General features: G+C 38.0%; 15 protein-coding genes and 1 pseudogene. 12 read left to right on the top strand and 4 right to left on the bottom strand.

Translation table 11 applies throughout. The features are described from left to right. Positions 1-463: 463 nt before the first annotated feature. The 4 genes from ISX59_RS04555 (at position 464) to ISX59_RS04545 (ending at position 3,212) form a co-directional block, all read left to right on the top strand. Positions 464-658 carry a hypothetical protein gene (locus ISX59_RS04555; RefSeq protein WP_137570012.1) on the top strand — a complete coding sequence of 65 codons (195 nt, stop codon included), beginning with the start codon at positions 464-466 and terminating at the stop codon, positions 656-658. A 438-nt stretch (positions 659-1,096) separates the two neighbouring features. Continuing rightward, positions 1,097-1,225, top strand: a complete 129-nt coding sequence (locus tag ISX59_RS21135) for a hypothetical protein (protein ID WP_255580122.1) — start codon at positions 1,097-1,099, stop codon at positions 1,223-1,225. 559 nt (positions 1,226-1,784) lie between these two features. Further along, the gene (locus ISX59_RS04550) at positions 1,785-2,219 is read left to right on the top strand and encodes a helix-turn-helix domain-containing protein (protein ID WP_137570013.1); all 435 of its coding nucleotides are present in this window, start codon (positions 1,785-1,787) and stop codon (positions 2,217-2,219) included. A 402-nt stretch (positions 2,220-2,621) separates the two neighbouring features. Continuing rightward, complete coding sequence (locus tag ISX59_RS04545; RefSeq protein WP_317473663.1) at positions 2,622-3,212, top strand: AAA family ATPase; 591 nt, start codon at positions 2,622-2,624, stop codon at positions 3,210-3,212. Here the strand turns inward: ISX59_RS04545 and ISX59_RS04540 are convergent. Beyond that, positions 3,204-4,073, bottom strand: coding sequence for an AraC family transcriptional regulator (locus ISX59_RS04540; RefSeq protein WP_032540717.1), 870 nt, complete (start codon positions 4,071-4,073; stop codon positions 3,204-3,206). The genes ISX59_RS04545 and ISX59_RS04540 overlap by 9 nt on opposite strands. Before the next feature lie 178 nt (positions 4,074-4,251). On the opposite strand from ISX59_RS04540, the gene ISX59_RS21130 reads away from it, so the two are divergent. From ISX59_RS21130 to ISX59_RS21355, 3 genes and pseudogenes are all read left to right on the top strand, one after another. After that, on the top strand, positions 4,252-5,343 hold the full coding sequence (locus tag ISX59_RS21130; RefSeq protein ID WP_233481271.1) for an MBL fold metallo-hydrolase: 1,092 nt from the start codon (positions 4,252-4,254) through the stop codon (positions 5,341-5,343). A gap of 60 nt (positions 5,344-5,403) precedes the next feature. Continuing rightward, a pseudogene (locus ISX59_RS21125) lies at positions 5,404-5,738 on the top strand (alkyl sulfatase dimerization domain-containing protein); the annotation flags it as partial. A gap of 108 nt (positions 5,739-5,846) precedes the next feature. Beyond that, positions 5,847-6,197: an alkyl sulfatase C-terminal domain-containing protein gene (locus ISX59_RS21355; RefSeq protein ID WP_233481289.1), complete on the top strand. Its 351-nt coding sequence runs from the start codon at positions 5,847-5,849 to the stop codon at positions 6,195-6,197. Positions 6,198-6,900: 703 nt separating this feature from the next. Here ISX59_RS21355 and ISX59_RS04530 read toward each other — a convergent pair. Genes ISX59_RS04530 through ISX59_RS04520 form a run of 3 tightly spaced genes read right to left on the bottom strand, consistent with a single transcriptional unit; the run spans position 6,901 to position 9,143 of the window. Further along, the gene (locus ISX59_RS04530; RefSeq protein ID WP_233481272.1) at positions 6,901-7,653 is read right to left on the bottom strand and encodes a metallophosphoesterase; all 753 of its coding nucleotides are present in this window, start codon (positions 7,651-7,653) and stop codon (positions 6,901-6,903) included. 42 nt (positions 7,654-7,695) lie between these two features. Then, positions 7,696-8,574: a nucleotidyl transferase AbiEii/AbiGii toxin family protein gene (locus ISX59_RS04525; RefSeq protein ID WP_032540716.1), complete on the bottom strand. Its 879-nt coding sequence runs from the start codon at positions 8,572-8,574 to the stop codon at positions 7,696-7,698. Next, a complete protein-coding gene (locus tag ISX59_RS04520; protein WP_050550275.1) occupies positions 8,571-9,143 on the bottom strand; it encodes a hypothetical protein in 573 nt (190 codons plus the stop codon). Before ISX59_RS04520 ends, ISX59_RS04525 begins: the two co-directional genes overlap by 4 nt. Positions 9,144-9,447: 304 nt before the next feature. Between ISX59_RS04520 and ISX59_RS04515 the strand changes: the two genes are divergently transcribed. The 5 genes from ISX59_RS04515 (at position 9,448) to ISX59_RS04495 (ending at position 14,731) form a co-directional block, all read left to right on the top strand. Further along, positions 9,448-9,747 carry a hypothetical protein gene (locus ISX59_RS04515; protein ID WP_137570014.1) on the top strand — a complete coding sequence of 100 codons (300 nt, stop codon included), beginning with the start codon at positions 9,448-9,450 and terminating at the stop codon, positions 9,745-9,747. Between the two features lie 169 nt (positions 9,748-9,916). Continuing rightward, complete coding sequence (locus ISX59_RS04510; protein ID WP_220575702.1) at positions 9,917-13,075, top strand: sacsin N-terminal ATP-binding-like domain-containing protein; 3,159 nt, start codon at positions 9,917-9,919, stop codon at positions 13,073-13,075. Further along, positions 13,032-14,084 (top strand): protein NO VEIN domain-containing protein, encoded by a 1,053-nt coding sequence (locus tag ISX59_RS04505; RefSeq protein ID WP_080715619.1) that lies wholly within the window; start codon positions 13,032-13,034, stop codon positions 14,082-14,084. Before ISX59_RS04510 ends, ISX59_RS04505 begins: the two co-directional genes overlap by 44 nt. A 120-nt stretch (positions 14,085-14,204) precedes the next feature. Continuing rightward, on the top strand, positions 14,205-14,411 hold the full coding sequence (locus ISX59_RS04500) for a helix-turn-helix domain-containing protein (protein WP_032540712.1): 207 nt from the start codon (positions 14,205-14,207) through the stop codon (positions 14,409-14,411). Next, positions 14,408-14,731 carry a HipA N-terminal domain-containing protein gene (locus ISX59_RS04495; protein ID WP_032540711.1) on the top strand — a complete coding sequence of 108 codons (324 nt, stop codon included), beginning with the start codon at positions 14,408-14,410 and terminating at the stop codon, positions 14,729-14,731. Before ISX59_RS04500 ends, ISX59_RS04495 begins: the two co-directional genes overlap by 4 nt. Position 14,732: the final 1 nt, after the last annotated feature.

Here is a 14,732-nt window from a genome sequence, read left to right as displayed (position 1 = left end):
TTGATGATAAGGTCGTAGCCGACAAAATCTAGTGATATCGATTTTATTCGTAGGATATGCTCGGGCAACAAGACTATAGCTTCTCCTATGGTCAAATGATAATTCTTTAGATTGATTTCAAGGTCGATGTATCCTTTCCTGCATATAAATAGTGTAGCAGAATAGGCGCATATATAATTAAGGTATCTGTGGAAAGGTTCCATCGCTTTCCCAGAATGTCCATTTTTTATTTTCTTCAACCGCAAGGTGCTTTTGGTAAACAGAGTATAGGTTTACATTCATTTGTATAACGATTGTTTTTTTATAAATATACAAGTAATTTGGATCGTTCCACTATATTATTTGTGAAAAAATGTACGAAATGACCAATCTGATGACTTTTAGACCTTTATTAGCCTTTAGCGGACCTCTTCTTTGCACTGTAAAAATTAAAAGGATTATCAATTTAATAAAAAGGATAAGTATGAAAATGAAATTAATGGCATTGGCTGTTCTGTTTTTACTAGGCAGTCAAATGGGATGGGCTCAGACTGCTGCTTTTCGTTTTACCAAGGAAAAGAATAATCGGGTTGAAGAGTATCTTTTCTTCGATAATGAAGATGATTTCAGGGATGTCGGGCGGAGTTTATTGCTACAATCGACCAACCTGCGATTTTAAATACCGACGGATCAGTGACCTTTGACATGGATGGAACTTCTTGAATAAGGATGACCCGGCAACCGTCAATCTGAGTTTATGGTGGTAAAGTCAGTTAAACAAGACTCATGGCTTGTTTGAAGTGTTCCTGGGCAAAATCTGCCAGATACACGACTTTGATTTGACTAACATGACATTTGTCCGGACTAAGCAAGGTTAGGTGATAATAGATGTGGAAACATTTAATGCTACAGCGCAATCCGGATATGACCTGGTGGAAAAGCATCTGGGCGATTTGCCGGAGAAAGCCATAATATTTTCATCTGTCTGATTTTAAATCGGTAAATATCGAGTTCTCAGTAGTTAAGAATATGGAATGTTGGTTGCAGGGGTAATACAAACTATACAACAATCGAGTATTAGAATACTTGTAGATAATGGTAAATAAGCAACCTTGATATGACAACTGAAGTAAAGGTGGGCTATAATGCTGCTGAAATGAAGAAAACAGTGAAAGAGATGCTTCGATATATGTCCGGTACTAGCTGGGAGCATGATGTTGTAATGACGCTTTCCGATTATCAGTAAGTATATGCCAGATTGTTTTTATTATTTTGTGGACTATGGATGTGAACCGAAGGATATGCGAGGAGTTGATTGCCGACTGAATATAGGGTGATATCGTATACATTTTATATTTTGTATAAGTTAGTTGATTGACTCGAACGATTTAAGCAAAAGAAAGCTTTGGTTGGTGTTTATATGTACCTTGTTTCGCAATCTGCCTTCTCCGTACGAATTATATCACAACTTATTCAGGATGAACTAGAAGTTTCTTAAATACTATTTCTCATGTGATAAGAATGAATTGCTGGATTAAATCCATAATCATTGATTTAACTTGATTTGTTCTTATAAAAAAAGATATCTATTTTATAAAGTGAATATCCTTTTTTGCAATATATATTCCAAAATAATAAAATCTGTTGAGGAATTGAGTGAGGATTGCTGGTGATAACTCTTTTTTTACTAACTTTTTGCTTTATATGTTTTTAATAATCAGTGATTTAATGTAGATATATAAAATTATTTATTTGAGGAATCATACCTCATATACTTGTCATTATGTCTTCATATACTTTTGCAAATGGAATCTGAAGTGAATGGCTTCATTCTTTCTGATAACCAGAAATATAAAAGTGAAATTAATATGGATGAAAAAAAGTTTAAAAATTTGTCATTTAATGACATGCCGCAAGCGGTTGAATTTCTTATTGATAGAATATTATCAATGAGTGAACAAATTGGAGTCATTTCGGAACAGATTGGTCATGCCATTCCCGATCAATGGATGACTATTGATGATTTGACGAAGTATTTGCCAGATCGTCCTTCTGCCCAAACTGTTTATACTTGGGTAGGACAAAAGTTGGTCCCTTATAATAAAGTGGGTAAACGTCTGTACTTTCTGAAGTCCGATATTGACAATTGGTTGAAAGATGGTCGTCGAAAGACGGCTGCTGAGATTGCTGTCGAAGCTACTGCTCGTTTTGAAAAGGATACTACTCCTAAAAAGAAATAAGATTCTATTTTTATTTGATAGATGTGACATATGAATAAGGTCGAGTATATTTTGAATGAATTGCCGAAACCTGTTGCGACTCTCTATGACTATATAAAAGAGAATCCGGGAGTTTGTTTGGACACCATAAAAGAAAATTCCGGATATAGTATTATAACTATCAGGAGGTTTATTAGAACTTTGATATCCGCTGAACTAGTAATCATTGATCCGTCAAGTAATCTGTATTATGTTATAAAGTGAATAGTGCGTATTGCAGGTTATTTATGCTTCGTTAAATTTGCGTATTGCAGAAAATATCATTGAATTTGCACATTAGTAAAATGATGAATTATTGAATGTCGAAATATTTGACGTAAATTGTACACCAAACAGCTTGCCTGGAAATAGTAGGTAGCAGGCATTAAGGCACTTCTGATAGAAGGTGCCCGACGAATAGGTAAGTCCACCCTTGTGGAGGAGTTCGCAAAAAATGAGTACTGGGGCTACCTTTTAATAGACTTCAATAAGGTGAGCGACTCGGTTATTTCAGTTTTCAACAATTACATGAATGATCTTGATACTTTTTTCTTGATTCTATCTTCGGAATACGGCGTGAAAATTTATCCGAAGGAATCTATTATCATATTTGATGAGATATTACAATTTCCGAAAGCCCGGCAAGCGATAAAGTATTTGGTGGCAGATGGGCGGTTCGACTATGTAGAGACAGGTTCGCTCATCTTCATAAAGGAAAATGCAAAAGATATAGCCATTCCCTCGGAAGAGAGAACACTATTTATGTACCCCATGAACTTCGAGGAGTTTGCTTGGCTAATGGACGAAGAACCATTGATAATATATATACGTCAATGTTTTGATAAAAAGGTACCTTTGGAGCAGGGATTTCATGCCAAAACCATGCTGTTGTTCCGGCAATATATGATTGTGGGTGGTATGCCGAAAAGCTTGTCAGCATATAGGTCTTTTAGTAAAGTTTCTATATTAGCTTAAATCGCTTTTGTATTCTTTCGGGCTTATGCCGGTATGTCGTTTGAAATATTTCCCGAAAAACGATTGGTCCGGAAAGTTCAGGGCTTCACTAACTTCTTTGACCGATAGGTTTGTGGTTCTCAAAAGAATACCTGCCTCGGTTACTATGTAGTTGTCTATCCATTCGGCAGCCGATTGCTGGCTGGTTTCTTTTATCAGATTGGAGAAGTACCTCGGTGTCATCTGAAAATGCTCCGCATAAAACTGTATGTTGCGTTCCTGTTTATAGTGGACTGCTACGAGCTTCAGAAACTCTTGGAATATCTTTTCTTTTTTCCCAGTGACCTGCATTGTGTTTATCACTCCAGTGTAGAGTTGGTATATCTCATATAATAATGTTGTAATCAAGGTTCGCACTATGATTTGATTGTGGGTAGTCTGAGGACTGTTAAACTTTTCACTGAAGATTTTTAGGTAAGATAGTAAGAAGTCTGATTGGTGGGGAGTAATCGGGATACAAGGTACTTCTTTGGCTGAGGTATAATAGGGTTTCATTTTTTCAACACCTCGTCGCGCTTCTTTCCAGAGCTTATCACTGATGATAAGGCTGTAGCCGGTAAAATCGGGTGATATGGATTTTATTCGTAGGATATGCTCGGGCAATAAGACAATAGCTTCGTCTATGGTAAAATGATAATCCTTCAGATTGATTTCAAGGTCGATGTATCCTTTCCTGCATATAAATAGTGCAGCAGAACAGGAGCGTATATGATAAGGTATCTGTGGAAAGGTTCCATCGCTTTCCCAGAATATCCATTCTTTATTTTCTTCAACCGCAAGGTGCTTTCGGAAAACAGAGTATAGGTCTACATTCATTTGCATAACGATTGCTATTTTTTACAAATATACAAGTAATTTGGATAGTTTCACTATATTATTATTCAAAAAATGTACGAAATGACCAGCCTGATGACTTTTAGACCTTTGTTAGCCTTTAGTAGACCTCTATCTTTGCACTGCAAAAATTAAAAGGATTATCAATTTAATAAAAAGGATAAGTATGAAAATAAAATTAATGGTGTTGGCAGTTCTGCTTTTACTAAGCAGTCAAATGGGATGGGCTCAGACTGATGCTTCGCGTTTTACCAAGGAAAAGAATAATCAGGTTAAAGAGTATCTTCCCTTTGATAATAAAGATGATTTCAGGGATGCCGGACGTGGGTTTATTGCTACAATCGACCAACCTGCGATTTTAAATACCGACGGATCAGTGGCTTTTGACTTGGATGGATGGAACTTCTTGAATAAGGATGCCCCGGCAACCGTCAATCCGAGTTTATGGCGGCAAAGCCAGTTGAACAAGACTCATGGCTTGTTCGAAGTACTTCCGGGCAAAATCTACCAGATACGCGGCTTTGATTTGGCTAACATGACCTTTGTCCGGACTGAGCAAGGTTGGGTGATAATAGATGTGGAAACGTCTAATGCCACAGCGAAAGCCGGATATGACCTAGTAAAAAAGCATCTGGGTGATTTGCCGGTGAAAGCTATAGTATTTACGCATCCGCATGTTGACCACTATGCAGGTGTAGAAGCAATTATAGAAGGAGCTCCTAACAAGGATATAGAAATTATTACTCCGAAAGGATTCTTTGAACATGCTATCAGTGAAAATGCCACTGCCGGTACCACTATGGGGCGTCGTGCCGTGTATATGTACGGTGCGCTGCTGCCTAAAGATGAGAAAGGAAGTGTCGGCAGCGGGCTTGGGCAAGTCAATGCTTACGGAAAACAGAGTAACGCGCTACCTACTATCGAAATAGCCCGAACCGGAGAGAAGTTGAACATCGACGGATTAGAGATGGAGTTTATTTTTGCCGAAGCTACGGAGGCTCCGACGGAGATTATGATTTACCTTCCTCAGTACAAAGCATTCTGTACGGCAGAAGAAATGAACCACACACTTCATAATCTGCTGACGTTGCGAGGAGCGCAAGTACGTAACGGGCGTAACTGGAGCAAAACCATCGATGAAGCGATCCGTCTCTATGGTGATAAAGTGGAAGTGTCGTTCGGTACTCACCACTGGCCTACATGGGGCAACCGGGAGATTGTAACCTTTTGGGAGAACCAGCGTGACCTTTATCGTTAGCTGCATGACCAAACGTTACATTTAGCAAACAAAGGATATACTCCTGTTGAAATAGCCGAGATGATTAAACTTCCGGAAAGTATTGATAAACAATTCTATAATCGGGGGTACTATGGGACGGTAAGTCATAACGTAAAGGCACAGTATCAGCTCTACTACGGTTGGTTTGATGGAAATCCGGCTAATCTGAATCCGCTTCCTCCCTCTGAGCAAGGTAAAAAATATGTGGAGCGATGGGAGGTACAAAAAGAGTGCTTGAAGTGGCCCGTGCATCTTACGATGCAGGTGAATATCGCTGGGTCGCAACTCTGTTGAATAATCTGGTTTTTGCCCAACCTGACAATGGGGAAGCCCGTGAACTACTGGCAAAAACATACGATCAACTGGGCTATCAGGCTGAAAGCGGTCCTTGGAGAAATTTCTATCTGACGGGAGCACTGGAATTGCGTCAGGGAGCTAACAAGGTGGTGTATCCTTTGAATGTGTCTGCCCAAGTGCTGGACATGACCGGACTTGAAGAATTGCTGGATCTACTTGCCGTACAAATTGACGGAGAGAAGGCTGCCGGAAAAGAGATGGCTATTAATTTGAACTTTAAGGATAGGGGAGAAAATGCTTCACTGATTCTTAAAAACGGGGCGCTTACAAATCGTATCGGATACCAGATACCGGATGCCACAGCAAACATAGCCATCGACAAAATAGACTTTATTAAAGTCATGCTCGGTGAAACGTCTCTTGAAGTATTGGTTCGGGAGAATAAAGCTGAGATAGAAGGAATGGTTACTATATTGTCAGACTTGAAGAGTGTGACTAGCCCAGCAGACAAATATTTCAATATCGTTGAGCCATGACCGATTGAACCTCTCATTAAATTAAACAACTAAAGAGTCTGCATTTACACAAGGCGCGTGTATTTGCAGATTTTTGCAGTTAAATCATTTTTTTTGTTACTATAAACTTTGATCTATGTTTATGCGCTAGAAACTATGTTGCTAAAACTTCTTGTTTTTTAAGTAAGTGAGGGAAAAATACTTCTTTCAAATTTAGGAATGGACTGCAAAAAACCAGCGGATATAATGTTTAAAATTAGTAAAATTGTAAAAAAATACAAATGTGAGGATTGAAAAACTAACTCACTTGATTCTTCTAAATTATAAAGAAACGTTTAAAATATATCGTTATCATAGGATTCCTCCCGGAGGGTGCAGTTGTAGGGGCTGTTTATATTTTTTCTCGTCTGAAATTATAGTGAAATCCTTAACTGTGATAGTTAGCTGGATTGCTTTGGTATATTTGAAATTTCAAAGTTGGAAATTAGGGAAAAAGATGGCAAAATAAGGGAACGTTTGATAAGGGAGGACAAAGAACGTATAATGGCGTGAAAGGAACAAATATGTTATTTCTATTTACACCCATTCGGGTATAAATAGATATGTGTATGAATAAAAATACCCCCGAAAGGGTATATGATTAATGTGAGGTTAAATATCTATCTCAGATATTTTTAATGTTATAATTACGATTCTGTTGAAAAAAGTATGCTCCATATCACAATTAGTAGATTTGGTAGAATTCCATAATATCGAGCATTCTAAATAGTGTTCCATTGATGTCGCTATGCCAACTTTGATGAAAGTGCCCATAGAACCAATGTGATACTGGGTGGCGATCAGCCTTTAGCCGATCATAAAGTCTATCCATTGTAGTCCGTTCAGAAGTTACATCGGATAGTAGATTTTTATCTGTTGCAGTCCACTCGTCTAGATTGTTCTTGATCAATAACTCGCAGAACGACGGGGCGGTATGTGTAATAGCTGTATCAACAGTATATTGGGCACTAATGGTAATCATTTTCTCCTTGTCGAATATCGGTGCCTCAGTGCTCCAATACAGATTTCTTGTTAGTTTATCCGCTTGACTATCAGAAACAGATCGCACCTGTCTTTTCTCCCATACCTGCAAGCGATATTGACGATCAATGGAAATGCCTCCCCCCACACATAATACGGTATGAGAGCAAGCTTGAAGGATAGTATAATCGGGTACGGCTATAAATCTCTTATGTCTGAAGGTGTAACCATCAAAATATGCCGGATTGTCATGGTTTCCACGAATGAACACTATCCAGTTGTTTGCTTCGTTCATGCGTTTGGTATTTCGTTTCACCATATTCTCGTAACTTTCTTGCTTTTCAAAGCCAAATCCACAATCGCCTGCCACAATCAGCACGGTATTTCTCATTTGGTATTGTATACAGAGTTTGAACACCAACTGATTGAAGTTACCATGAATATCGCCCGAAACCACTATGCCTTGGCTTCCGGAAAAGAAAGAGTAAAAATATTGCTATCATTCATATTCATGTTTCAAATTTTCCCAGTAAGGCTTTAATGTCGTTTGCAGGTAGCGAACTACATCTGAAAAAGACAATTCGCTTTTGCTTGTAATCTTACGAATGAAGGCTTTCCATCTGGCTTGCATTTCGGCATTGCCGGGATATTCTGCTTTGAAGAACATTGTATCAGTCTTATATTCGGTATGGCGATTCTCAAAAGTCCGTTTGGTAGCCTCTTTTAGTACCTCTACATCATACTGATTAGTAGATAAGATCTGATAAAGGTCGTAATAGTCCTTCATACGGCTACTTTGGTCTGCCAAGTCAATCACGGCGGGCATCTTTTCGGCAATAACAGTTTCTATAGAGTAAGCCAAAATATTGGCAACTGGAAGATGCTTGAGCAAGTTTGGATAATCTAGAGGTATTGCTTCGGGAGTAACCACATCACCGAACCCGATATCCATAGTCATTACCTGTACGATGGTATCCATTGTTACCGGAATGCTCAATCTGATGCCATGGTAGTCCTTGAATTCAGTTATATTTTGTGCCGTAATGTGAGAAAGGTCGAAATTTACACCGTCCTCTTCACAAGGAACAGCACAAATTTCTTTGAATACACTGATTATTTTTTTACCGTCGTTACTGATGTTAGCCCCCAAAAAATCAATATCTAATGTAGGACGAGCAGAGAAACGTTCGTATGCATACATAAGAGCTCCTCCTTTCAAATAGAAATTGTTTCTATAATGGGTTAATGAAATACGATAGAGCAACCGTTCTTGAAAATAACGGGTTAATATCGTTTGGAAAAATACTTTTTCCACTCTAGCAACATTGAGTAAGCGTGCTCTAATAGACTTTCCGTAGTTCTTTATATCATCGCTCATAGCTTTATCTCCAAGTATTTTTCAAGAGTCTTTGTTACACGTAGCTTGTTTGCATAGTCCATCAGTAGGGTTAGGTTTCGATTGGGAAGAGCCAAATAGCTGTTGACTACTTCAGAACAAACATCAATTCCAACCTTATTTCGGTATTTAATGGCATCGCAAACAGAGCGTTCCACATTATATACTTTAACTTTATAACCACTAACAAACTTCTCTTCCGTGCCAAGTTCTAGGATTGATTCGGTAAGGAAGTGAAGTGCAATTGGTGGATATTCCGGAAGGCGAATCTTTCTACCTCTTTTTATCGCTACATGATAGGCTTGAGGCAAAGAAGTTGTGAGCCCATGGATATTCCATGCGGAAAATAAGCATAGAATACCATCTGGTATCACGACTTCAAGGTCTATCATAGTATCGGCTAACTGTTCCATTGTGGCATACACACCACGACGAATACAGACCATATTGCCTTGACGGGCATCTTCAAGTATCTTGTAGTATGATCCGCGGCCCTTTTCCTTGGCTTCAGAAGAAGTGACGAATCGACTCCTATTTTTAGTTGTGTCCATATCAAATTTTATTTTATTGATGTACAAATGTACTACAAATAATCAAAAGTGTAGTGTGTTTGTACAAAGAACAACTATCTATAGCTCATATTTAACATTTGAAGACCTACTTTATATAATGCCTAAATTTTTTATATACTAAAGTATATACCACTCATCCTCACAAAATAGTTGTATAAAGATTTGGCTGTATCAGGAAATAACCTAACTTTCGCAAACTTTTTTGATGCTGAGAAAGCAAAATCGGAATGAAAAACACAGACCTACCACCTGTATATATTCCCTATTAGTTAAATTGATTTATATGCGTAGTGATATGCAGAAAGGGAAAAATATGATGAGTTTTAAGAAGTACAGTTCCATTGAGAATTCCTTCAACCGTCAGTTTATGGAGTGTGTGATGACAGAAATGCCAACGGACTTACAATATGTAATTCAAGAAAAGGTACATGGTGCCAATACGAGTTTCCTGTGCGATGGGGTAGAAGTCCTATTTGCTAAGCGTACATCCGTATTACTTCATAAATATCGTATCCAACGTGTCATAGGCAAGAAAAATCACTCAAATTTTTGCTATAACTTTGCGCCTAATTTTTTAAAATAATCAAAATTGGCCTTAAAGTACTATATTGTGTATTCAGACAGATGAAGTATTTTGATGCATTTGTTAAATATGAAAAGAGTAACAATCTTGTAAGGATAAAGATCTTTACTTTGTTTTTGCTGAAATTACTTGTAAATGGACTATTTTTGTTTCAACAAAAAAATAATTGATGGAACCTAATATTCTTGTAGACGACATATTTAATTCACATTATAAGTTTTACTCTTCGCTTCATAGTGAAACGATCAAGCAACAGGCGGGCCAGATGTGCCAGGTAGAAGCAGATTATCAGGGACGTGTTTTGTACGAGCTTATTCAGAATGCTGTTGACCGTGCCGAGCACCGTATAAAAATAGTTCTTGAGGGCAAAAGGTTATTGGTTGCTAATGACGGTCAATGGTTTACTTTCCGGCATAATTACGACTATCAGGGAGGAAGTGTGCCTCGTGGAGATTTTCAGGCACTATGTTCCATTTCTACCTCTGCCAAGGAAATGAAAAATAGCATTGGTAATAAAGGAGTAGGATTTAAGTCAACTTTCTCTGTCTCTGCAACAGGTTACGTAAATGTCCATACCTCGGGGCAAATCATTGGACATAATACTTTGGTCCCTATTTCGTTCAGACTCTATAATTTGTTTGATAACAAAGAAGAAGTGAGTCGGCTGCTACTTGCTGATGACATAAAAGAGTTTATTGCCAGAAATATAGATATTTCGCAAAAAGAGAACAGTCTTTGGGGAGTTCCCGGATACTATTTCCCTGTTCAAATACCTTTGTCCAAAGAAGATAAAATCAGTGATTGGTTTGCAGAGGGCTTTGTAACTGTTATTGAAATACCGGTGGAAAATTCTAAAGAAATAGCGAATCTGATTAAGGAGATACAAGAAAGCCATTTCAGATTTATCGCTACAAAGTATAGGAATAGACATCTCGATATTATTTTTGAGCAACCGGGCGAGCTTCCGAAAAACATGTCGACAGAAAGCGGCTGCCGTCTATTTTCTGCACAAGTCTTGCCAGAAGTGATGGATAAGGCAAAGGTCGCTGGTATAAAGTTGAGTACATCTGCCGTTTCTGTGTATTTCCGCAGTCATGAAGAGATAAAGTCATCTCCCGGGAGACTTTATAACTACTTGGCAACTAATTTGCCTTCGCCTTTTGAGGGAGTAGACTTTAATGCAGATTTTTATACGACAGTAGACCGAAAATCTATAAATATGGATGGTCCGGTAGGTGAATATAACAGAGAACTATTGAAAGCATGCTATCAGTTCTATTTTTTATTGTTGGCACCGGATATTACATTTACTAATCCTTGTATTGAGGTGCCTGAAAGTACGGGAGTTCTTGCTGGATCGGCAGAATTTCAATGGAAATGGATAAGGTATAATAATGGAAATGACAACCAATCACTGGAAATTTTGCGAGAGATATTGCATGTAGCTAATAGTGATAACTCGTACACTGTTGACATTATGTGTAAAATTGCTGCTCAGTATTTCTCAGTCCGGCAGGTGGATGAAGAGGGAGCGAGAATGTTCTTCGATGTAGTCATCCAGATAGCATGGAGTGTTATCCATTATTATAATTGTAGCAAGGATAGTAGTTATAAGTTCCTGAAAGAAGTGGGAAGATGGCTAAAAATCAATTCTGTCCAGGTTCTGCCAGATGCAGATATCAAAAGTGAAATTCTCTATCGTCGTAAAGATGAAAAGGGTGACATTACTCTTCCTGATGTTTTGGGTGTTAACATCACCTCTTTTGAAGTTGGTGATGATTCGATAAATAAAGGACTTGGAATTTCCAAATTCAATGAATACAGTGAAGTTTATAAATACTTCAAGCAATGCTCAAATGATGGACAAATAAACAGTGAACAAATTTCAGAAGGTGTCCAGCTTGATCTGTTCTCTGCCTTATGTGCGCTGATTCGTAACAGTAAAGAGCGTGAGCGATGTTCTGCTGACCGTATGAGACATTTTTATACGAGTCAGTCCAGAGAGAATTACAGGGTTGTCAACCAAGCTGCCTTTGCGTTATCAACTTTGTTCTATAAAACCGTAGATGGAAAGTACAAGCCTGGTCAATTGCTTCGTTGTAAGGATATAGACGCAGAGTTTTTAGGCCGTATATCAGGGAGTGATGACGAAAAAGAGATGTTATTAAAAATGACTGGTGTTTCGTTTCAAGAGAATTTCTTTTATGCTGATCGGCGTATATTTGATTCTTTGAGTGAGGGACTTGATTACCTCCCTGCATTGATTGATGTAAAAACGGATACAGACAAACTTCAAGGTAAGGATATACTAACCAATATCAATGTTTTCAGGTACAAAAACGGTAAATGGATAGATTTGCACCCTTCTATGATTAACCCCCGTTACGATTTTCTTAAAAAAGTGCCTGAAGAATCTAAGTTGACAAAAGAGCTGGATAAATTACTTGTTCGTCAGTATGCCGATTTTCCTGACGAGTATGTGAATGTCTTGGTCAAACACATGAATGCTTGCTTAGTTGATTATGCCAGTGAAATCATACAGTTTTACCAACGGTATGCACCTGTATTATTCATAGATCGGAAACATTACCTCATTATGAAAGACAGGCAGTTAAGTTGGGCTGACAGAAAGGATTTCTTTGTAGTTGAAAGTAAATCTATGTTTGAGTTGTGGACTAGAAACATACCTGGCAAAGCAGTTCTGTGCTATACGGCTGCTGATGGAACCATGCCGCAGGCAATACGTCCGAGATTGATAAAACCAACGGTGAGTGATTGTTCCTTCAAAGTAGAAGGGCCTGATAATGAAGATCTGAAAAAGCGTCTATACCAGAAAATAATCTATCTGATTTATCTGGTTTCAAATCATGCACAGTCCGAAGTTAATTATTTGGATGATAACTGTAAACTGAAAGAGCTGCGTGATAAGTTACACTCTTTATGTATCAAGACAGGTAGTGGTCTCTCCCGTAAAGTAACTTTCGACGAAACGGAACTTAATAATCCGGTCGAGTATGCAATTAATGATTCCTGTCTGTATTTAGAAGCGGGATGCGATAAAGATGTGCAGGCAAGGGCTGTATCAAGATATTTGTTTAATAATACATCTGTTGCCGATTCTCTTGAGCTTGTGCTGTTTCATAAGACCGAAGAAGAGTTAAGACGTTCGATAGGTGGTCAAAACTTGAAAATGTTACATAAACTCTGGCAAGAAGATTATGAAACTAAGTGGAGGGCATTTGAAAATGAGCTGGAGCGTCGCTTTTCATGTCTGAACTTAAAAAATGATAGTAAATGGTTTTGTTTTGATGCGCAACATGCTAAGTAAAGTGGACGAAAATGGTATGTTGGAAGCACTCCAAGAGGCTGTGAGAGTTCTTGTTACGGCTGAGCCTTATGAAGATTATTTCCCTGAGTTCCATTTGGAAATAGATTACGGATACGTACAATCTGAAGCAGACAAGCTTTTACAGGTACTCTCTCTTCATTATCTAGAAAAAGAAAGTGAACTTTTAGACCGCCTTAAAAATAGAAAAGGCAGATTGTCTAATCCTGAATTTGTTGCTGGTGAGATAGAAAGACTGAAAAAACAATATAATGATTTTGAAGAGAAATATTTGGGTATAAATAAGCCGGACAAAGATTATGAGAAGGAGGGTAGGATAGAAGCTATTTATCGGAAGTATACAGGACTACCGCCAATTGATTGCGTATCCGTAGAGTTACCGGTGGATGGAGAACTGGAAGAGAAGCGCCCCGAACATACGGGAAATATCTATCATGATGAAAAGATCGGTAAGGATAAAGGAGAGCAATGTCATGTAACTGGCGTACAAGGTGAAGAGTTGGTATTGGTTGAATGTATCCGACGTTTTATTAAGGAATGTCCCGGTAAAGAAGAACAGGCGAGGGCTATTTGTCGCATAGAAGCTTTTATAAGAGAATATACGAATACTCCAATACAATCAAAAGTAGTAGAGGAGTGTTATAAGGTAGCTGGGACGTCGGGCATTACTCGTGCGTTGATTTCTTTATGTTATTATGCAATGGATCATGAATATGCTCCATTCGATTTGGTATGCTTTGTTGACGGAATACCTAAAGTGATTGAAGTAAAATCAACATCAGGACATTCAAGGCAGTTCTCTATTTCGCAACGGGAGGTAGCTTTTGCTTGTAAGTTAGAGAGTAGTTATGAGTTGACCAGAGTTGTTGACGGAAAAATTCTATTTATGGGTAATCCTTTTCCTCAATTGGCTGATAAACTGATCGAGATAGGCAGTGAGAAGTTTAATATTCGAGCGAAAGGCTATTTGTTTGAACTAAAAAACGAATAGAACTTTATTTATTTCTATAAACCTTATTTTTTTATTAAATAGCGCAATATATTGCGTATTGTATTTGCTTTATAACTATTAGATAGCTATATTTGCATCAAATACGCATTATATTGCACTATGAATATAGGAATCATAATAAAAGAAAGGCGTAATGTTTTAAACATTACTCAGGAATATCTCTCGGATATGTCTGGGGTGGGATTGAGGACCATTGGACAAATAGAAAAGGGACAAGGGAATCCTTCATTGGCTACTCTTTCTAAAATTGCAGATATTTTAGGAATGGAAGTCGTTCTACAACTAAAAAAGGCGGGTGTTAAATGAGAAAAGCTGAAGTTTATGAAAGCCATATTTTGGCAGGAATATTGGAACAGACGGATGAAGGAGAATTCGTATTCCGTTATGATGATCGTTACTTTGCTGATACTGGTAAAAGGGCTATATCCTTGACTCTACCTAAACTAAAACAGGAGTATCGAAGCCCGGTCTTGTTTCCATTCTTCTTTAATATGCTTTCTGAGGGTGCAAACAAGCGTATTCAGTGTCTGGAGTATAAAATTGATGAGCATGATCATTTTGGTTTATTGCTGGCTACTGCAGGCAAAGATACGATAGGGACTGTTACTCTAAAAAAAATAGATTGAT

It is taken from the genome of Bacteroides sp. FSHCM14E1 (assembly GCF_019633785.1).
GTDB lineage: Bacteria > Bacteroidota > Bacteroidia > Bacteroidales > Bacteroidaceae > Bacteroides > Bacteroides hominis.
This window is presented reverse-complemented; position numbering and strand designations above follow the sequence as displayed.